Below are 18391 nucleotides of genomic sequence, written 5' to 3' on the forward strand. Positions count from 1 at the left end.
GCAGGTATGACCAAAGGGGCGCGCGTCGCCCGATCGGGGGGAAAATGAAGAAGATCCTGTTTGCAGCCTCGGCCATCGCGCTGATCGCGGGCGCTGCGGCGGCGGGTGACAAGCCCAGCATCGGCATCGTGGTCAAGATCGGCGGCATTCCGTGGTTCAACGCCATGGAAACCGGCATCAAGGAACAGGCCGAGGCTTTGGGCGTCGATGCCTTCATGGTTGGCCCGACCAGCGCCGACCCGGCACTTCAGGTGCGCGCGATCGAGGATCTGATCGCCCGTGGCGTCGATGTGATCGGCGTTGTGCCCAACGATGCCGCCGTGCTGGAACCGGTACTGAAACGCGCGCGTGAGGCCGGGATCAAGGTCATCACCCATGAATCGCCCGACAGCCAGAACGTCGATTTCGACTTTGAAATGGTGTCGTCGAAAGACCTGGGTGAGGCGCACGCCAAGCTGCTGAAGGACACCACCGGCTGCAAGGGCAGCTATGTGATGTATGTCGGCGGGCTGACCGTGCCGGCGCATAACGCCTGGGCCGATGCCGCCGCGAACTGGCTGGCCACCGAATGCCCCGATTACAAACAGGCCGCCGACCGCTTTGGCGTGGCGGAATCGGTCGACGATTCGCGCAACACCACGCTGGATCTGCTGCGCGCCCATCCCGATCTGTCGGGCATCATCGGCTTTGGCAGTCAGGGGCCGATCGGTGCCGCCCGCGCCGTGCAGGAACGCGGGCTTGAGGGCAAGGTCGCGGTCATGGGCCTGTTCAGCGCCGGTCAGGGGCAGAAGCTGGTCCATGACGGTGCCATCACCGGCGGCTTCCTGTGGTCCCCGCTTGAGGCCGGCAAGGCCTTTGTCCAACTGGGCAAGATGCTGGTCGATGGCGAAGCGATCAACGATGGCGCCGATCTGCCGATCCTGGGTCCGGTCAAGCTGGATGGCCATGTGATCTATGGCAACAAGCCGCTGGCGCTGGACAAGACCACCATCGACGGTCTGGCCGAACTGGGGCTGTAAGCCCTGATCCGGGCGGCGCGATCCCTGCGCCGCCCCCTTTCTTGCGGGTACCCGATGGCCGCCGATACCGTGCTGTCGCTGGCGCAGGTCACCTGCCGGTTTGGCCGGCTGACCGCGCTGGATGACGTTTCCTTTGACCTGACCGCGGGCGAGGTTCACTGCCTGGCCGGTGAAAACGGCTGTGGCAAATCCACGCTGATCAAGATCGTGAACGGCGTCTACGCGCCCGAAGCCGGCGCGCGGATCGCGCTGCATGGCGGTGCCGCGCAGGCGCGGCTGACGCCCTCGCAGGCGCGGGCGGCGGGCATTCATGTGATCTGGCAGGATCTGGCGCTGTTTCCCGACCTGACCCTGGCCGAGAACATCGGCTATGACAGTTTCGTCGCGCGTCCCCTTGCGCCGCCGAACCGCGCGGACCTGGCCGAACAAGCCCGCGCCGTGCTGGCCCGGCTGGGGCTGGATCTGGACCCCGCGACCCGGCTGGGCGATCTGCCGATCGCGCAGCGCCAGTTGATCGCCATTGCCCGCGTGCTGGCCGCCGATGCGCGGATCGTGTTCATGGACGAGCCCACCGCCTCGCTGACCCAGGCCGAGGTCGCAGGGCTGCTGGCGGCGGTGCGGCGGATGACCGATGACGGCATCGCCGTGGTCTTTGTCAGTCACCGCCTGGCCGAGGTGCTGGACATTGCCGACCGCGTGACGGTGCTGCGCGATGGCCGCAAGGTCGGCACCTTCCCGGCAAGGGGGATGACGCAAAGCCGCCTGACCACGCTGATGACCGGGCGCGAACTGACCGACACGCCGCGCGCGCCCAAGGCGTTCGATACGCCGGTGCTGACGGTGCAGGGGCTGACGCGCACCGGGCAGTTTCACGACATCGACCTGACCCTGCACAAGGGTGAGATCGTCGGGCTGACCGGCCTTCTGGGGTCGGGTCGCACCGAACTGGCGCTGTGCCTGTTCGGCATGACCCGCCCCGATGCCGGGCAGATCCTGCTGGACGGAGTGCCGCAGGCGTTCCGGTCGAACCGCGATGCGATCCGCGCCGGGCTGGCCTATGTGTCCGAGGACCGGCTGAATCTGGGCCTGATCCAGGTGCAATCCATCGCCGACAATGCCGCGATGGCCGCCCTGCCCCGGATCGGCCGCGCCGCCTGGCTGTGGCCGCGCGCCCTGGCCGATCTGGCGCGCGACTGGGTGGGGCGCCTGTCGATCAAGGCGCATGACGTCGATCTGCCGGTGAACAGCCTGTCGGGCGGCAACCAGCAGCGGGTGGTGCTGGCGAAATGGCTGGCGACGCAGCCGCGCGTGCTGATCCTGGACGCGCCCACCGTCGGCGTCGATGTCGGCGCGAAAGAGGGAATCTTTCGCATCGTCCGCGACCTGGCCGATCAGGGCATGGCGATCCTTGTCATCTCGGACGAGGCCAGCGAACTGCGCGTGAACTGCGACCGCATCCTGGTGCTGCGCGACGGGCGGCTGACCCGCCAGATCGACCCGCGCCATGTCACCGACACCCAGATCGAGGAGGCCGCCCATGCCTAGGCTGTCGGTCGAGGCCATCCTGGCCCTGCTGATCCTGGCCATCGCCAGCGCGCTGTCGCTGACCGCGCCGGGCTTTGCCAGTATGCAAAACCTGTTCGACCTCTTGAACGCCAGCGCGGTCAACATGATCTTCGCGCTTGGCCTGCTGGTCGTGCTGCTGATCGGGGGGATCGACATCTCGTTTTCGGTCGGGGCCTCGGTCGTGCAATATGTCGCGATCACCGCGCTGATGGGGATCGGCGGCGGCAACTGGGCGATGGGCATCGTGCTGGCCATGGCTATCGGTGCCGGGCTGGGGCTGTTCAACGCCGCGCTGATCCACGGCTTTCGCATCGTCTCGATCATCGTCACCATCGCCACGTTCAACCTGTATTTCGGGCTGCTGATGTTCCTGACCGGCGGGCGGTCGATCTACATGATCCCCGACTGGCTGGATACGCGGGTGCAGATCCTGTCGATCGACACGGCCAGCGGCGCGGCGCGGTTGGGGCTGCCGGTGGCGGTCGTGGTGCTGGTCGCGGCGCTGACCTGGGCGATCCTGAACCGCACCGGCTTTGGTCGCCAACTGGCCGGCTATGGGTCCAACCCCGAGGCCGCGCTGCGATCCGGTGTCAGCGGCTGGCGGGTGCATCTGTTCGCCTATGGCTGGCTGGGCGCGATGGCGGGGCTGGCCGGTCTGATGCAGGCCCATATCGTGCGCGAGGTCGTCCCGAACGCCCTTTACGGGCGTGAGTTCGACGTGCTGGCCGCCACGGTTCTGGGCGGCGCGGTGCTGGGCGGCGGGCGCGGCACGGTGGCGGGCACGATCCTCGGGGTGCTGCTGCTGGCCATGGTGCAGAACGGGCTGAACCTTCTGGGCGTGTCGCCCTATGCCTTCAAGATCGTGGTCGGCGCGATCATCCTGATCGCCGTCACCGGCATCAACTTCGGCCGTTTGCGCCACAACCTTGGCGGAGGCCAGATCTGATGCGCAACCTGCATCCCGACACGCGCGAAACCCTGTCGATGCTGGGCTTTCTGGCGCTGGTGCTGGCGGGCTTTGCGGCCTTTGCGCCGCAGGTGCTGGGGCCGGTGGCGCTGCGGTCGATGGCGTTTCAACTGCCGGAACTGGGGCTGCTGACGCTGGCGATGTTCATTCCCATCGTCGCGGGCGGGCTAAACCTGGCCGTGACCTATACCGCCAATGCCGCCGGGCTGATCGCCGCCGTGCTGATGACGCAGGTGATGCCCGATGCGGGCGGCGCGGGCATTGCCTTGGCGATGATCGCCGCGCTGCTGGCGGGGGCGGCGATCGGCGCGGCCATCGGCGCGATGATCGCCTGGGTCGAGGCGCATCCGATCCTGGTGACCCTTGGCGCGATGATCCTGTTGCGCGGCGTGGGTGAGTTCGCGACCCGTGGCGGCGACATATCCGGCATGCCCCCGGTGCTTGAGGTGGTGGGCCATGGCAGCCTGCTGGGCCTGCCGGTGCCGCTGCTGATCTTTGCGGCGGCGGTGGCGCTGTGGGTCTGGATCATGCGCTATACGAGGCTGGGCTATCGCATCCACATGGTCGGGTCGAACCCGGCGGCGGCGACTTTCTCGGGCATTGACACCCGCCGGGTGCTGATCGCGGTTTATGCGCTGTCGGGGTTCATGGCGGCCCTTGCGGGGCTGATGATGCTGGCGCGGTTCAACTCGGTTCGGGTGGGGCATGGCGAAAGCTATCTGCTGATGACGATCCTGGCGTGCTTTCTGGCCGGGGCCGATCCGTTCGGCGGCTTTGGCCGGGTGGTGCCGCTGGCCATCGCGCTGGTCAGCCTGCAACTGATCGCCAGCGGCATGAACGTGCTGGGGGCCAATCAGCATCTGGTGACCGCTGTCTGGGGCGGCTTTCTGATCATCGTGATGATCGGCCGCACCAGCCTGTTGCGGCGAAGATAGGGGAACGCGATGACCTATGTGATCGGGGTTGACGTCGGCACGCAATCCGCCCGCGCCGGGGTATTCGACGCCCAGGGCCGGATGCTGGGCAGCGCCCGCCAGGGCCTGCGCATCCACCACCCGCAGGCCGGTTGGGCCGAGCAATCCAGCGCCGACATCTGGGGGGCGATCTGCGCCTCGGTCCGTGGCGCGATGGCGCAAGCCGGGGTCGATCCGGCGCGCGTCACGGGTATCGGCTTTGACGCCACCTGTTCGCTGGTGCTGACCGATGCGCAAGGCGCGCCTCTGCCCCTGTCGGGCGACTGGGACGTGATCCTGTGGATGGATCAGCGCGCCACCGAACAGGCGGCGCGCGCCAATGCCACCGGCGCGCGGCCGCTGGCCTATGTCGGCGGCACCATGTCGCCGGAAATGGAGATGCCCAAGCTGATGTGGCTCAAGGCGCATCGCCACGATCTGTGGGCGCGGATGGGCGCGGCCTTTGATCTGGCCGATTGGCTGACCTGGAAGGCCTCGGGGTCGAACGAAAGGTCGGCCTGCACGCTGACCTGCAAATGGGGCTATCTGCCCGATCAGACCCCTGCCTGGGACGGCGACTTTCTGGCGGCCATCGACCTGACCGATCTTCAGGCGCGAACCAAAGTGCCCGATCGCGCGGTGGACATCGGCACCGATCTGGGACCGCTGACCGCCAAGGCCGCCGCCGATCTGGGCCTGCCGACAGCCGTGCGGGTGGCCGCCGGGATCATCGACGCCCACGCCGGGGCCTTGGCGGTGCTGGGCGCCGCGCCCGCGCCGGATACGCTGGCGCTGATCGCCGGCACCTCGAACTGCCACATGGCGTTGCACCCGCAGGCGCAGGCGGTGCCGGGCGTCTGGGGGCCGTATCTGGGCGCGGTGCTGCCCGGATTGTGGCTGAACGAGGGCGGCCAGACCGCCACCGGCGCGGCGCTGGATCATCTGGTGGCCAGCCATGCCGGTGCGGCGGCCTTCGGTCCCGATGTGCATGGCCGGGTGCAGGCCGCGATCCTGGACCGGATGGCCGATGGCGACCCTGCGCCCGATCTGCACGTGCTGCCCGACTTTCTGGGCAACCGATCCCCCCATGCCGATCCCGACCGCCGCGCGATCATCGCCGGGCTGACCTTTGACGACCCGCCCGAGCAGTTCCTGCGGCTTTACTGGGCCACGGCCACGGGCATCGCCCATGGCACCCGCGCCATCATCGACCGCCTGAACGCCGCCGATTATGCCATCACCCGGCTGATCCTGTGCGGCGGCCATGCGAAAAGCCCGCTGCTGGCGCGGCTTTACGCCGATGCGACCGGCTGCACCGTGCTGATCCCCGACGCGGATGAGCCGGTGTTGCTGGGCGCGGCCGTCACCGCGCTGATGGCGGTGGGGGGCGCGCAGGCGGCGCTGGCGGGCATCCGCGACCAGATCGCGCCCGACCCCGCCTGGCAGGCGATCCACGCCCGCCGCTGGGCGGCCTATCAGCGGCTGGACCGATTGGCGGGCGAACTGGCTGGCTGATCTGGACATCGGCGCGCGGCGCTGCGATCAACGGGCATGACCCAAGGCACCGCACGATGATCGACATCGCCCATCTGCAAGGCTGGATCGGCCAGACCGAGACGCTGACCGAACGCATCGCGCCCTTTCCCGCCAATGCACTTGCCGCCACGCTGGACCGCGACGATCCCCCCTATGCGGATGGCTCGCCGCTACCGCCGCTGTGGCACTGGCTGCATTTCCTGCCGATCTTCAAGCGGGCGCAGGCCGGATATGACGGCCATGCGGCGCTTGGCGGCTTCCTGCCGCCGGTGCCGCTGCCACGCCGGATGTGGGCGGGCAGCCGCCTGCGGTGGCTGGCGCCGATGCGCATCGGGCAGGTGCTGCGCAAGGTCTCGACCGTGGCATCGGTCACCCACAAGGCGGGGCGGTCGGGCGATCTGGTGTTCGTCACCGTGCGCCATCAGGTTTTTGACGGCGATGTGTTGGGGATCGAGGAAGACCACGACATCGTTTATCGCCAGCCCGCCGACCCGCTTGCCCCCATCACCGCGCCGCCGCCCGCGCCCGACACCTGGGCCTTTGCCCGCGACATCACCCCCGACCCGGTGCTGCTGTTTCGCTATTCGGCGCTGACCTTTAACGGCCACCGCATTCATTACGACCACCCCTTCTGCACCGGGACCGAGGGCTATGACGGCCTGGTGGTGCATGGCCCGCTGCTGGCGACGCTGCTTTTGGACCTGCTGCGGCGCCAGATGCCGGAGGCCACTGTCACCGATTTCCAGTTCCGCGCGCTGGCGACGATCTTTGACACCGCGCCCTTCAGCGTTCACGGCCAGACGCAGGGCGATGGCCGCAGCATCCGGCTGTGGGCGCGTCGGAGCGACGGCGCCCTGGCGATGGATGCGACCGCCACCATCGCCTGACCCCACCGGCGCAAAAGAAATCTGCAGCACGCGCAACCCTTGCGCGGCGCGCATCGTTTCGTCGATACCGGTTTCGCCGGGTGTGGGGGAACGATGAAGATTGCGGGATTGGCGGCGGCATTTCCGGTCTGGGTGCCGACTTTCTGCTGGACCCGCATCACGACGTCACCCTGTTCGAGGCCGAGGCGCGGCCCGGCGGCCATGCCCGTACCGTGATGGCGGGGGGCGTGGCGGTGGATACCGGCTTCATCGTCTGCAACGCCCGCACCTATCCCTTGTTCGTGCCGCTGATGGATCATCTGGGCGTCACCCTGTCGCCCAGCGACATGTCGTTTTCGGTCAGCCTGGATGGTGGGCGTTACGAATATGGCACCACCACGCCGCTGGCCCTGCTGGCGCAGCCGGGGCTGATGGCCAGCCCGGCGCATTGGCGGCTGGTGCGCGACATCCTGCGGTTCTTCCGGCAGGCCCCAGCGCATCATGGCACGACGGGATCGCTGGGCGATCTGATCGACGCCATGGGCCTCGGCGCGGCGTTTCGGGATCGGTTCCTGCTGCCGATCTCGGGCGCGATCTGGTCGACGCCGACCGCGGGGATGCTGGATTTCCCGGCGGCGGCCTTTCTGCGGTTCTTCGACAATCACGGCCTGCTGACAGTGAACCGCCATCCGAAATGGATGACGGTTCAGGGCGGATCGCAGGTCTATGTGCAGGCGATCCTGTCGCGGTTACGCGGCGCGCTGCGGCTGAACTGCGCGGTGCGCGGGCTGCGTCGGCATCCGGCCGGGGTAACGGTGATGACCGACGCCGGCCCGCAGGATTTCGACCGCGTGGTGATCGCCACCCATGCCCCGCAAGCGCTGGCGCTGCTGGACCGCCCCGACCCCGATGAGGCCGCGATCCTGGGCACGCTGCGCACCCAGCCGAACCGCATGGTGCTGCATTCCGACACCCGTTTCATGCCGCGCCGCAGGCGGGCCTGGGCCTCGTGGAACTATGTCACCGCAGCGCGCGCGCCGACCACCGACCGGCCGATCAGCCTGTCCTACTGGATGAACCGGTTGCAGAACCTGACCACGCCGCAGCCGCTGATCGTCACCCTGAACCCCGAGGTCGAGCCGCAGCAGATCCACGATCAGGCCACCTTCGCGCATCCGCAATTCGACGCGGCGGCGATGGCGGCGCAGGCGCGGCTGCCCGCCATTCAGGGGCGCGGCGGCATCCATTACGCCGGGGCCTGGACGCGCTATGGCTTTCACGAGGATGGGCTGCTGTCGGCGCTGCGCGTGGCGCAGTCGCTGGGCATCGACTGGCCCTTGGGGCCGGACCCCTGGGGGACCAGCGATGTGCGCTGACCGCCCGGTCGATCTGTGGGATGGCGCGCTGATCGACACCGCGATCTGGCATGGCCGCAGCGGCGAGGCGGCGCGCCAGTTCCGCTATCGCGCCACCTATCTGGCCCTGCCCCTGGCCGCGTTCGAGGCGGGCCACCTGCCGATCCGCCCCGACCGCGCCGGGATCTGGTCGCTGCGGCGGCGCGACTATGGCCTGCGCGACGGCAGCGCGCTTGGCGATTTCATCCGCGATCAGCTGGCCCCGGTCGGGCTGGCCGATGCGCAGGTCACACTGGTGACGATGCCGCGCAGCAGTTTCTATGGCTTCAACCCGGTCAGCTTCTGGCTGGCGCGCGACGCGGGCGGGCTGCGGGCGGTGCTGGCCGAGGTGTCGAATACCTTTGGCGAATGGCACCTGTATCTGTGCCGCCACCCCGATGGCCGCCCGATTGCCCCCTGCGACCGGATCACTGGGGACAAGCTGTTTCACGTCTCGCCCTTTCTGCCGCGCAACGGCCATTATGTGTTCTGCTTTGACGCGGGGCCGGGGCGGTTCGGGGCCTGGGTCGACTGGATCGGCGCCGATGGGGCGGTGCGGCTCGGCACCTCGATGGCGGGGCCTGCGCGGGCGCTGACGCCCGCCAGCCTGCGCGCCGCGCGCCTGCGCCATCCGTTGCAGGCGCAGCGGGTGATGGCGCTGATCCACTGGCAAGCGCTGCAACTTGTGCGGCGGCGCGTCCGTTTTTATCCGAAACCGGCCCAAGCCGACGCGACCAGCTCGCGCGCTGAAGGTGCGGCAGCAGACCGGGCCAAGGGTGCCATCCGCATGTTTGAACGCCGCTTTCAGGATCAGCTTCTGCGCAGCCTTGCCGCACTGCGCCATGGCAGCCTGCGGCTGACCACGCCCGACGGGCAGGTGCGCGATTTCGTCGGCCCCGCGCCCGGCCCGGCGGCGGAACTGACGATTGCCGACTGGCGCGCGGTGCCCGCACTGGAGGCGAAAGGCGACATCGGCCTGACCGAGGCTTATCGCGACGGCTGGGTGGACACGCCCGACCTGACCGCGCTTCTGACGCTGGGGCTGGTGAACGAAAGCGCGCTGGATCGCTATGTTCACGGCCACCCGATTCAGGCGCTGGCGGCGCGGCTGATCTATCTGATGAACCGCAACACCCGCGCCGGATCGCGGCGCATTACGATCTGGGCAATGATTTCTATCGGCTGTGGCTGGACCCGACGATGACCTACTCCTCGGCCCTCTACGGGCCGGGCGACGATCTGGTGGCGGCGCAGCACCGCAAATATGACCGCATGATCGACGGGCTTGGCGCGCCATCCGGGCGCCTGCTTGAGATCGGCTGCGGCTGGGGCGGCTTTGCTGAACGCGCCCTGTCGCGCGGCGATTTCGCGCCGAAGGGCCTGACCCTGTCGCAGGAACAGGCGGCCTATGCCCGCGAACGGCTGGGTCCGGGGGCGCAGATCGCGCTTCAGGATTACCGCGACGAGGCCGGGCGCTACGACCATGTGGTGTCGATCGAGATGTTCGAGGCGGTCGGCGAAAAGTTCTGGCCGGTCTATTTCGCCAAGCTGCGCGAGGTGCTGGCACAAAAAGGCCGCGCCATGATCCAGACCATCACCATCGACGACCGCCATTTTGACCGCTACCGCAAGGGCAGCGACATGATCCGCAGCTTCATCTTTCCGGGCGGAATGCTGCCCTCGCCCAGCCGGTTCCGCGATCAGGCCGAACGCGCGGGCCTGCGGGTAGAGGACGCCTTCGGCTTTGGCGCCGATTACGCCCGCACCCTGCGCGAATGGCTGGACCGGTTCGACGCCCGCCGGGATGAGGTCGCGGCGCTTGGCTTTGACGCGGGCTTCATCCGGGTCTGGCGGTTCTATCTGGCCGCCTGCATCGCCGGTTTCGCCACCGGCCGCACCGATGTGATGCAATACCGGCTGGCCCATGCCTGACGCCCCCGCCATCTGGATCATGGGCGCGTCGGACGGCATCGGCGCCGCCGTGGCACGCGCCTATGCGGCACGCGGGGCGCGGCTGATCCTGTCGGCGCGATCCCCCGGCCCGCTGGCGGCACTGGCGGCGGAGCTGGGCGCGACCGCCCTGCCCTGCGACACCGCCGATGCCGAAGGTCTGGCGCAGGTGGCGGCGCAGGTGGGGCCGATCGACCGCGCGATCACGCTGGCGGCTCTGTATGATCCCGGCGCGGCGATGCAGGCCGACCCGGCGCGCGCGGCGCAGATCGTGACCACCAATCTGACCGGCAGCCTGCTGTTCGCGCAGGCCGCCGTGCCGCTGCTGCGCCCCGGTGGGCAGTTGGCGCTGACCGGATCGGTGGCGGGCTATGTCGGCCTGCCGCAGGGCCAGATCTATTCCGCCACAAAGGCAGGCGTCATCAATCTGGCCGAGACGCTGCGGGCCGAGCTGTGGCCGCGCGTCGATGTGCGGCTGATCTGCCCCGGCTTCGTCGCCACCCGGATGACGGCGCGCAACGATTTCGACATGCCCGGCCTGATGACGCCCGAAGCCGCCGCAAACCGCATCGTCGCGGGTCTGGACCGGCGCGGGTTCGAGGTCCACTTTCCCCGCCGCCTGACCTGGCCGCTGAAGATCCTGCGCGCCCTGCCCTATGGCGCGGCGCTTGCCCTGACCCGCCGCCTGACCCGCCGCCTGACCCGCGACGCGGCCCGCACCTCTGGAAAGGAACCGTCATGAACCGTCGCCTGTTTGTCGCCCTGACGCTTGCCGCGCTGACCGCCGCCCCCGCGATGGCGGCGGATGCCCCCGGCTTTACCTTTCCGTCCATCGACGGCGGCACGCTGAACACCGCCGACTGGCGCGGCCAGCCGGTGCTGGTGGTCAACACCGCCTCGATGTGCGGCTTTACCGGCCAGCTTGAGGATATGCAGGCCCTGCACGACAGCCTTGGCCCGCGCGGTCTGGTGGTGCTGGCGGTGCCGTCGAACAGCTTTGATCAGGAATATGACGACGCCAAGCGCGTGAAAGAGTTCTGCACGATCAAGTTCGGCATCACCCTGCCGATGGCCGACATCACGCCGGTCAAGGGCGCCGATGCCCACCCCTTCTATCGCTGGCTGCGCGACACGCAGGGCTTTGAACCCTCGTGGAACTTCAACAAGGTGCTGCTGGACCCGAATGGCGTCGTCGTCGGCACCTGGGGGTCGATGACCAAGCCCGGCGCGCGGGCGATTACCGACAAGCTGGCCCCCTGGCTGAAGGGCTAGGCGCTACCCCTCGACCCGTTTGGCGCGCCCGTCGGAAAAACTGCCGGTGTCGGCGGGGGTCGGCCCGTCGATCACCTGATCACCGCGCGAACGCAGCGCCTGGGCCAGTGCCGCACCGATGGTGCCGCTGTCGCCCAGGATCAGATCCGTCATGACAACCAGCGGGTGACGGTCAGCCCGGCCCAGGCCGAAAATCCGGTCAGCACCCCGCCCCAAGTGGTGTCGATCAACATCTGGCGCACCGACCAGTCGCGCAGGGTGGCGAAATTGGTGAACTCATAGGTGGCGTAGCACAGCAGGCCCAGGATCGCGCCGCGCAGTAGCGCCTGGCCCGCGGCGCCGCGTTCCAGCGCGGGGACCGAGACGAAATACAAAAGCCCGGCGATATAGCCCAGGTAAAAGATCACCGCCGGGCCGATTCGCATCGGATCGGCCAGCAGATGCCCGACATGGGTCTGAAACACCGGCTTGATCAACAGGGTGATGCCGATGGCGTCGATGACCAGAAAGATCACCAATGTGGACAGGTAAAGCGCCACGATCTGCATGGGGCGCACCTTTGGGGGAACAGCCATGGAAACGTGGCCCGGTTCAGGAAAGTTGCGCGGACCCGGCCAGCATTTTCAACAGCGGGCCATAATGGTCGACCACCGCCGTGCGATAGGCCGCCACATCCCCGGCCTGTGCGGCGGCCAGCAGGTCGCCATGGGCCTGCGCGGTCTGGCGCAGATCGGCGGGCAAGGCCAGGCCCAGACGCGGCAGAACGGCGGTGTGAATGTCCCAGAAGGCGGTCACCAACTGCCCGGCCAGTTGATTGCCGATGGGCGCCAGCAGTTCGGTGTGAAACTGCCGGTCGGCGGCCAGAAAGGTCTGGCCCCGGTCGGCAAGCTCGACCATCTGCGCCACCAGCCCGGCCAGCACCGGATGGTCGCGCCCGCGATGCGCGGCGACCACCCGGTCGGCCATCGCCAGATCCAGCGCGGATCGCAACTCGACCACCTCGCGCAGCACCTCCAGGTCATCGCCGGGCGACAGCACGCCGCGAAAGACCAGGGTTTCGACCAGCGAATCCAGGCTCATCTGGCCGACGACGGTGCCGTGGCCGTGGCGGACCTCGACGATATCCAGCGTCGCCAGGGTGCGGATCGCCTCGCGCAGGGATGACCGCGAGACGCCAAGTTCCTGACACAGCTCGGCTTCGGTGGGGATGGAATCGCCGGGGCGCAGCCCGCGCCGCAGGATCAGCGCCTTGATCTGTTCAGCCGTGGTGGCGCGGCGCATCCGGCCGGCGGCGGGCGGGGCGGTGTCAAAGGGCGCGTCCATCACATTGGCTTCCCACGCAAAAGGGTTCGGCTTTCGGTCTATAGCGGCATTTCCCCCGATCAGCACAAGAGGATTGCGCCACCTTTCCGTTCGTTCTACATGATGTATGACGTCTGATGTCAAGCGATGGGGAGGAACCATGTCCAAGACAGCTTTCGCAGTGACCCGCCGGCACCTGATGCTGGGCGCCGCCGCCCTTAGCCTGGGGCTGGCACTGGTCAACGCCAAACCGGCCCTGGCCGAAACCGCCGAAATCAACCCCGATGCCACGCTGGAAGTGGCCATCGCCTATGGCCTGTCGGGTTCGTTCGACCCGCTGAACGCATCCGGCGCGGTGACTCTGGCCGCCAACTGGCATGTGTTCGAAGGTCTGGTCGATCTGGACCCGGTGACGCGCAAACCCTATGCCGCGCTGGCTGCCGCGCTGCCCAGCAGCACCGATGGCACGACCTATGACATCAAGCTGCGCGATGGCGCGACCTTCCATGACGGCAGCCCGGTGACCGCCGACGACGTGGTGTTTTCCTATCAGCGCGTGATGGACCCGGAATCGAAATCGCTGTTCCGGTCGTTCGTGTCGTTCATCGACACGGTGGAAGCCGTCGATCCGCAGACCGTGCGCATCACCACCAAGTTCCCGTTCTCGCTGTTCAACGAACGGCTGGGGTCGGTCAAGATCGTGCCCAAGGCCGCTGTCGAAGCCGATGCCGAGGGCTTTGGCAAGCTGCCGATCGGCACCGGGCCTTACAAGATCGTGTCCGCCGTGCCCGAGGACAAGATCGTCTTTGAACGCAACGACGCCTATAACGGCCCGCGCCCGGCCTTGGCCAAGGAACTGGTCTGGAACCTGATCGCCGACCCGACCGCGCGGGTGAACGCGCTGACCTCGGGCACCGTGATGGCGATCGAGGACGTGCCCTATATCGACGCCGATGCGGTGGCCGCCCAGGCCTCCCTGGAAAAGGCGCAGTCCTTCGGGCTGCTGTTCGCGATGTTCAACACCCAGGCCGAACCCTTTGACGATGTGCGCGTGCGCCAGGCGTTCTTCTATGCGCTGGACATGGACAAGATCATCGGCACCGGGATGCTGGGCAATGCCGCGCCCGCGACCTCGTTCCTGCCCGAGGGGCATCCGAACTATCACCGCGCCGCGACCGTCTATAGCCATGACGCCGAAAAGGCCAAGGCGCTGCTGGCCGAGGCCGGCACCCCCAATCCGCAGATCACGCTGATGAGCTCGGACCACGGCTGGGTCAAGGACGTGGCCCCGATCATCAAGGATTCGCTGGATCAGGTCGGCTTCCAGACCACGCTGGATATCGGCCAGGCGGGCGGCCAGTATAAAAAGGTTGATGCCGGCGACATGCAGGTGATGATCGCGCCGGGCGATCCGTCGGTCTTCGGCAACGATCCCGACATCCTGATGCAATGGTGGTATGGCGACAACGTCTGGCCCAAGGATCGTTATCGCTGGGCGGGCAGCCCGGAATACACCCAGTTGACCGGCATCCTGGATGAGGCCCTGCGCCTGGACGGCGACGCCCAGCAGGCCAAGTGGAATGAGGCCTTTGACCTGCTGTCGGATCAGGTGCCGCTGTATCCGCTGTTCCACCGCCAACTGCCGACCGCCTGGGACGCCGAGCGTCTGGTCGGCTTTGCGCCGGTGCCGACCACCGGCCTGTCGCTGCTGGATGTGGGCGTGGCGAAGTAAGCCCGCCGCACGACCGGTCCCGGCGGCGCGCACCAGCCGCCGGGGCCACATCTGCCCCAAGCAAAGGCGCCCCTATGCTGAACGTCCTGACCCTGATCGGCCGCCGTCTGCTGCAACTGCCGGTCATCGTCCTGGGGATCACCTTTCTGGTGTTCTTCATCATGTCGTTTTCCAAGATCGACCCGGCGATCACCGCTTTGGGCGAGGGCGCGTCGGTCGAGGCGCGCGAAGCCTATCGCGAGGCGCATGGCCTGAACGACCCGCTGCTGACGCGTTATGTCAGCTTTCTGGGCGGCATGGTGCGGGGCGATCTGGGCACCTATTCGGCGCGCCAACTGCCCGTCACCGATGAGGTGGCGCGCGCCTTTCCCATCACCTTGCAACTGACCTTCCTGGGGCTGGTGATCGCCGTCGCGGCGGCACTGGTGCTGGGGGTGGTGGCGGCGATCTATCGCGACCGCTGGCCCGATCAGGTGATCCGGGTGCTGTCGGTCGCCTCGCTGTCTACGCCGTCGTTCTGGCTGGCGGTGCTGCTGATTCAGGCCTTCGGCAACCGGGTCGGGCTGATTTCGCTGCTGCCGACCTCCGGGCGGCTGCCGGCGCTGATGGATGACCCGGCGGGCTGGCTGGCGCGGATGCTGCTGCCCGCCTTTGCCCTGGCGGTGCCCGTCATCGGCCAGCTTTCGCGCGTGGTGCGCACCGCCATGGTCGAGGAGCTGGACCGCGATTATGTCCGCACCGCGCTTGGCGCCGGGGTGCCGCGCCGCGTGGTGGTGGCGCGCAACGTGCTGCGCAACGCGCTGATCACCCCGATCACCGTGCTTGGCCTGCGCATCGGCTATCTGATGGGCGGCGCCGTGGTGATCGAGATCATCTTCAACATCAACGGCATGGGGATGCTGATCATGAATGGCGTGACGAACAACGAACCCAATCTGGTGCAGGGCGTCACGCTGACCGTGGCTTTGGCCTTTGTCGTCATCAACATCATCGTCGACCTGCTGTATGTGCTGGTCAACCCGCGCATCCGGTCGGTGTGACATGCTGCGCGATGACCTGACCCGCCGCCTGTCTGTGCCCGGCCTGCGCCTGTCGGCGCTGCGCAACCTGCCCCTGCTGACGCGGATCGCGCTTGGCTTTGTGCTGATCGTCAGCCTGGCGGCGATCTGCGCGCCGCTGATCGCGCGGTTCGACCCTTTGTCCACCGGCCTGACCCCCGGCCCCGCCGCGCCCGACGGCACGCATTGGTTCGGCACCGACCGGCAGGGCCGCGACATCTTCTCGCGGCTGGTTTACGGCGCGCGGTCCTCGCTGGTGATCGGGCTGGCGGCCACCGGCATCGCCCTGGCCGCCGCCGCCGTGCTGGGGGCCATCGCCGCCACCGCCCACCGCTGGCTGTCCGAGGCGCTGATGCGCGCGCTGGACATGGTGATGTCATTTCCCGGCATTGCCTTGGCCGCCGTCTTTGTCAGCGTCTTTGGCCAGTCGCTGCCGGTGCTGGTTCTGACCATCGCCTTTCTCTATACGCCGCAACTGACCCGCGTGATCCGCGCCAACATCATCGGCCAGTATGGCGAGGATTACGTCGCCGCCGTCCGCGTCATGGGCGCATCGACCCCGCGCATCCTGATCCGGCATGTGGCGCGCAACTGTCTGGCGCCGATCCTGGTGTTCGCCACCGTGCTGGTCGCCGATGCCATCGTGTTCGAGGCCTCGCTGTCCTTCATTCAGGCCGGGGTGCCGGACCCGCACCCGTCCTGGGGCAATGTCATCGCCTCGGGGCGGCAACTGGTGATGTCGGGGGCGTGGTGGGCGACGTTCTTTCCGGGGATGCTGATCACCCTGACGGTGCTGGCGCTGAACATCCTGGCCGAGGGCATGACAGACGCCATGGCCGCGCCCCGCGCCCGCAGCACGATCAGCGCCGCCGCCGTCGAGGCGCAGATCGACGATGCCACGCCGCGCGACGAGGCCACCCCGCTGGCCACCCGTCTGGCCGAGCTGCGCGCGGTGGAACTGCGCCGCACCGACCGGCTGGTCTTTCACCGCCCCGACACCCCGCCCCTGCTGGAGGTGCGCAACCTTTCCATCGGCTTTCCCCGCCATGGCAGCGTGAATGTGGTCGATGACGTGTCCTTCGACCTGCACCGGGGCGAGACACTGGCGCTTGTCGGGGAATCCGGTTGCGGCAAGTCGATCACCTCATTGGCGATCACCGGGCTCTTGGACCGCCGCGCCCGGATCGAGGGCGAAATCCTGTTCGAGGGGCGCAACCTGCTGACCCTGCCGCGCGCCGAACGTAACGCGCTGCGGGGCACCGGCATCGCGATGATCTATCAGGATGCGCTGTCATCGCTGAACCCGGCGATGCTGATCCGGTCGCAGATGGCGCAACTGACCAGCCGGGGCGGCACCCGCAGCGCCGAAAGCCTGCTGGATATGGTGGGCCTGGACCCGGCGCGCACGCTGCGGTCCTATCCGCATGAACTGTCGGGCGGCCAGCGTCAGCGGGTGCTGATCGCCATGGCGCTGACCCGCGCCCCCAAGCTGGTGATCGCGGATGAGCCGACGACCGCGCTGGATGTAACCGTGCAGAAGCAGGTGATCGACCTGCTGAACCGGCTGCGGCAGGAACTGGGTTTCGCCATGCTGTTCGTGTCGCATGACCTGGCTTTGGTGGCCGAAATCGCGCATCGCGTGGCGGTGATGTATGCCGGGCAGATGGTCGAACAGGGCCGCACGCAAGAGATCCTGACCCAGCCGGTGCATGAATACACCCAAGGCCTGCTGGGCGCCGTGCTGTCGATCGAGGCCGGCGCGCAGCGGCTGCATCAGGTGCGGGGCACCGTGCCCTCGCCACTGGACTTTCCGCCGGGCGACCGGTTCGCGCCACGATCCTCTGACCCGGCGCGCAACATGGGCGTTCGCCGCGTGATGCGCCAGATCGCCGGGACGACGCATTCCTATGCCGCGCATCCCGACGATCCGCCGGTGCTGCCGCTGCTTCAATCCGGGGGGGACCGCGCATGACCACGGCAAAGACCGCGCCGGTGATGGCGCTGCGCGACGTGACCGTGACCTATCGCCCGCGCGGCAGTTGGGGCGGCGCGGTGTTCCGGGCGCTGGACGGGGTGTCGCTGGCGGTGCATCGCGGCCGCACCCTGGGCATTGTGGGCGAATCCGGTTCGGGCAAATCGACGGCGGCCAAGGTGATGGTCGGGCTGATCCAGCCCACATCAGGCCAGGTCGACTTCGCCGGCCAGCAGGTCAGCCGCTTTGACGCGCGCACCCGCCGGGCGCTTGGCCGCGTGGTGTCGGTTGTGTTTCAAGACCCGGCAACGGCGCTGAATGCGCGGATGCGGGTGGCCGATGCGCTGCTGGACCCGCTTCAGGTGCATGGCATCGGCGACCCCGACAGCCGCCGCACGCGCGTTGCCGCGCTGATCGCGCGGGTCGGGCTGCCGCAATCGGTGCTGGATGCCATTCCCTCGCAACTGTCGGGGGGGCAGAGGCAGCGCGTGGCCATTGCCCGCGCCCTTGCGCTGGACCCGCAGGTGATCGTCGCGGATGAGCCGACCTCGGCGCTGGATGTGTCGGTGCGGGCGCAGATCCTGAACCTGCTGGCCGACCTCAAGCGCGATCTGGGGCTGGGGATGGTGTTCATCTCGCACGATATCCAGACGGTGCGGCATGTGGCCGATGACATCGCGGTGATGCAATCGGGCCGGGTCGTCGAATACGGCCCCGCCGCGCAGGTCTTTGACCGCCCCGCCCAGGATTATACCCGCAGCCTGCTGGGCGCCGCCCCCAGCCTGCTGCACCCCTGACACCACC

At 68.1% G+C, this 18391-nt stretch carries 18 protein-coding genes; 15 read left to right on the forward strand and 3 right to left on the reverse strand.

What is annotated here, in order from left to right; all coding sequences use genetic code 11:
- Positions 1-44: 44 nt before the first annotated feature.
- The 11 genes from ACEYYA_RS13595 to ACEYYA_RS13645 all read left to right on the forward strand — a co-directional run bounded on the left by ACEYYA_RS13595 (position 45) and on the right by ACEYYA_RS13645 (position 11523).
- Positions 45-1019 (forward strand): substrate-binding domain-containing protein, encoded by a 975-nt coding sequence (locus ACEYYA_RS13595; protein WP_374801458.1) that lies wholly within the window; start codon positions 45-47, stop codon positions 1017-1019.
- Positions 1020-1073: 54 nt separating this feature from the next.
- Positions 1074-2564: a sugar ABC transporter ATP-binding protein gene (locus ACEYYA_RS13600; protein ID WP_374801459.1), complete on the forward strand. Its 1491-nt coding sequence runs from the start codon at positions 1074-1076 to the stop codon at positions 2562-2564.
- Entirely contained in the window at positions 2557-3531 is a 975-nt protein-coding gene (locus ACEYYA_RS13605) for an ABC transporter permease (RefSeq protein WP_374801460.1), read from the forward strand. Before ACEYYA_RS13600 ends, ACEYYA_RS13605 begins: the two co-directional genes overlap by 8 nt.
- Positions 3531-4487, forward strand: a complete 957-nt coding sequence (locus ACEYYA_RS13610) for an ABC transporter permease (RefSeq protein ID WP_374801461.1) — start codon at positions 3531-3533, stop codon at positions 4485-4487. Before ACEYYA_RS13605 ends, ACEYYA_RS13610 begins: the two co-directional genes overlap by 1 nt.
- 9 nt (positions 4488-4496) lie before the next feature.
- On the forward strand, positions 4497-6020 hold the full coding sequence (locus ACEYYA_RS13615) for an FGGY-family carbohydrate kinase (protein WP_374801462.1): 1524 nt from the start codon (positions 4497-4499) through the stop codon (positions 6018-6020).
- A 56-nt stretch (positions 6021-6076) separates the two neighbouring features.
- A complete protein-coding gene (locus tag ACEYYA_RS13620; RefSeq protein WP_374801463.1) occupies positions 6077-6928 on the forward strand; it encodes an HTD2 family dehydratase in 852 nt (283 codons plus the stop codon).
- An 80-nt stretch (positions 6929-7008) separates the two neighbouring features.
- Positions 7009-8283, forward strand: a complete 1275-nt coding sequence (locus ACEYYA_RS13625) for an NAD(P)/FAD-dependent oxidoreductase (RefSeq protein WP_374801464.1) — start codon at positions 7009-7011, stop codon at positions 8281-8283.
- Positions 8273-9505 (forward strand): DUF1365 domain-containing protein, encoded by a 1233-nt coding sequence (locus ACEYYA_RS13630; RefSeq protein ID WP_374801465.1) that lies wholly within the window; start codon positions 8273-8275, stop codon positions 9503-9505. The genes ACEYYA_RS13625 and ACEYYA_RS13630 overlap by 11 nt, the downstream gene beginning before the upstream one ends.
- The gene (locus ACEYYA_RS13635; protein ID WP_374801490.1) at positions 9490-10233 is read left to right on the forward strand and encodes a class I SAM-dependent methyltransferase; all 744 of its coding nucleotides are present in this window, start codon (positions 9490-9492) and stop codon (positions 10231-10233) included. Before ACEYYA_RS13630 ends, ACEYYA_RS13635 begins: the two co-directional genes overlap by 16 nt.
- A complete protein-coding gene (locus tag ACEYYA_RS13640) occupies positions 10226-10993 on the forward strand; it encodes an SDR family NAD(P)-dependent oxidoreductase (RefSeq protein WP_374801466.1) in 768 nt (255 codons plus the stop codon). Before ACEYYA_RS13635 ends, ACEYYA_RS13640 begins: the two co-directional genes overlap by 8 nt.
- A complete protein-coding gene (locus ACEYYA_RS13645; protein ID WP_374801467.1) occupies positions 10990-11523 on the forward strand; it encodes a glutathione peroxidase in 534 nt (177 codons plus the stop codon). Before ACEYYA_RS13640 ends, ACEYYA_RS13645 begins: the two co-directional genes overlap by 4 nt.
- Positions 11524-11526: 3 nt before the next feature.
- On the opposite strand, the gene ACEYYA_RS13650 is transcribed toward ACEYYA_RS13645, so the two are convergent.
- The 3 genes from ACEYYA_RS13650 to ACEYYA_RS13660 are packed head-to-tail and all read right to left on the reverse strand — an operon-like array spanning position 11527 to position 12846.
- Positions 11527-11676: a hypothetical protein gene (locus ACEYYA_RS13650; RefSeq protein ID WP_374801468.1), complete on the reverse strand. Its 150-nt coding sequence runs from the start codon at positions 11674-11676 to the stop codon at positions 11527-11529.
- Positions 11673-12071 (reverse strand): DUF2177 family protein, encoded by a 399-nt coding sequence (locus tag ACEYYA_RS13655; protein WP_374801469.1) that lies wholly within the window; start codon positions 12069-12071, stop codon positions 11673-11675. The genes ACEYYA_RS13650 and ACEYYA_RS13655 overlap by 4 nt, the downstream gene beginning before the upstream one ends.
- A 43-nt stretch (positions 12072-12114) precedes the next feature.
- Entirely contained in the window at positions 12115-12846 is a 732-nt protein-coding gene (locus ACEYYA_RS13660) for a FadR/GntR family transcriptional regulator (RefSeq protein WP_374801470.1), read from the reverse strand.
- A gap of 139 nt (positions 12847-12985) precedes the next feature.
- Here ACEYYA_RS13660 and ACEYYA_RS13665 point away from each other — a divergent pair, with 139 nt between their 5' ends.
- From ACEYYA_RS13665 to ACEYYA_RS13680, 4 genes are all read left to right on the forward strand, one after another.
- Positions 12986-14557 (forward strand): ABC transporter substrate-binding protein, encoded by a 1572-nt coding sequence (locus ACEYYA_RS13665; protein ID WP_374801471.1) that lies wholly within the window; start codon positions 12986-12988, stop codon positions 14555-14557.
- A 74-nt stretch (positions 14558-14631) separates the two neighbouring features.
- Positions 14632-15597 (forward strand): ABC transporter permease, encoded by a 966-nt coding sequence (locus ACEYYA_RS13670; RefSeq protein WP_374801472.1) that lies wholly within the window; start codon positions 14632-14634, stop codon positions 15595-15597.
- Between the two features lies 1 nt (position 15598).
- The gene (locus tag ACEYYA_RS13675; RefSeq protein ID WP_374801473.1) at positions 15599-17587 is read left to right on the forward strand and encodes a dipeptide/oligopeptide/nickel ABC transporter permease/ATP-binding protein; all 1989 of its coding nucleotides are present in this window, start codon (positions 15599-15601) and stop codon (positions 17585-17587) included.
- On the forward strand, positions 17584-18384 hold the full coding sequence (locus ACEYYA_RS13680) for an ABC transporter ATP-binding protein (protein WP_374801474.1): 801 nt from the start codon (positions 17584-17586) through the stop codon (positions 18382-18384). Before ACEYYA_RS13675 ends, ACEYYA_RS13680 begins: the two co-directional genes overlap by 4 nt.
- The last annotated feature ends 7 nt before the right edge of the window (positions 18385-18391 follow it).

This window comes from Paracoccus zhouxuedongae (genome assembly GCF_041927815.1).
Taxonomy (GTDB): Bacteria; Pseudomonadota; Alphaproteobacteria; order Rhodobacterales; family Rhodobacteraceae; genus Paracoccus.

Bases quoted from the DNA above. Each gene is read 5' to 3' on its own strand.
- ACEYYA_RS13595 (WP_374801458.1), top strand. From the start codon at position 45: ATGAAGAAGATCCTGTTTGCAGCCTCGGCCATCGCGCTGATCGCGGGC.
- ACEYYA_RS13600 (WP_374801459.1), top strand. From the start codon at position 1,074: ATGGCCGCCGATACCGTGCTGTCGCTGGCGCAGGTCACCTGCCGGTTT.
- ACEYYA_RS13605 (WP_374801460.1), top strand. From the start codon at position 2,557: ATGCCTAGGCTGTCGGTCGAGGCCATCCTGGCCCTGCTGATCCTGGCC.
- ACEYYA_RS13610 (WP_374801461.1), top strand. From the start codon at position 3,531: ATGCGCAACCTGCATCCCGACACGCGCGAAACCCTGTCGATGCTGGGC.
- ACEYYA_RS13615 (WP_374801462.1), top strand. From the start codon at position 4,497: ATGACCTATGTGATCGGGGTTGACGTCGGCACGCAATCCGCCCGCGCC.
- ACEYYA_RS13620 (WP_374801463.1), top strand. From the start codon at position 6,077: ATGATCGACATCGCCCATCTGCAAGGCTGGATCGGCCAGACCGAGACG.
- ACEYYA_RS13630 (WP_374801465.1), top strand. From the start codon at position 8,273: ATGTGCGCTGACCGCCCGGTCGATCTGTGGGATGGCGCGCTGATCGAC.
- ACEYYA_RS13640 (WP_374801466.1), top strand. From the start codon at position 10,226: ATGCCTGACGCCCCCGCCATCTGGATCATGGGCGCGTCGGACGGCATC.
- ACEYYA_RS13645 (WP_374801467.1), top strand. From the start codon at position 10,990: ATGAACCGTCGCCTGTTTGTCGCCCTGACGCTTGCCGCGCTGACCGCC.
- ACEYYA_RS13650 (WP_374801468.1), bottom strand. From the start codon at position 11,676: ATGACGGATCTGATCCTGGGCGACAGCGGCACCATCGGTGCGGCACTG.
- ACEYYA_RS13655 (WP_374801469.1), bottom strand. From the start codon at position 12,071: ATGCAGATCGTGGCGCTTTACCTGTCCACATTGGTGATCTTTCTGGTC.
- ACEYYA_RS13660 (WP_374801470.1), bottom strand. From the start codon at position 12,846: ATGGACGCGCCCTTTGACACCGCCCCGCCCGCCGCCGGCCGGATGCGC.
- ACEYYA_RS13665 (WP_374801471.1), top strand. From the start codon at position 12,986: ATGTCCAAGACAGCTTTCGCAGTGACCCGCCGGCACCTGATGCTGGGC.
- ACEYYA_RS13670 (WP_374801472.1), top strand. From the start codon at position 14,632: ATGCTGAACGTCCTGACCCTGATCGGCCGCCGTCTGCTGCAACTGCCG.
- ACEYYA_RS13675 (WP_374801473.1), top strand. From the start codon at position 15,599: ATGCTGCGCGATGACCTGACCCGCCGCCTGTCTGTGCCCGGCCTGCGC.
- ACEYYA_RS13680 (WP_374801474.1), top strand. From the start codon at position 17,584: ATGACCACGGCAAAGACCGCGCCGGTGATGGCGCTGCGCGACGTGACC.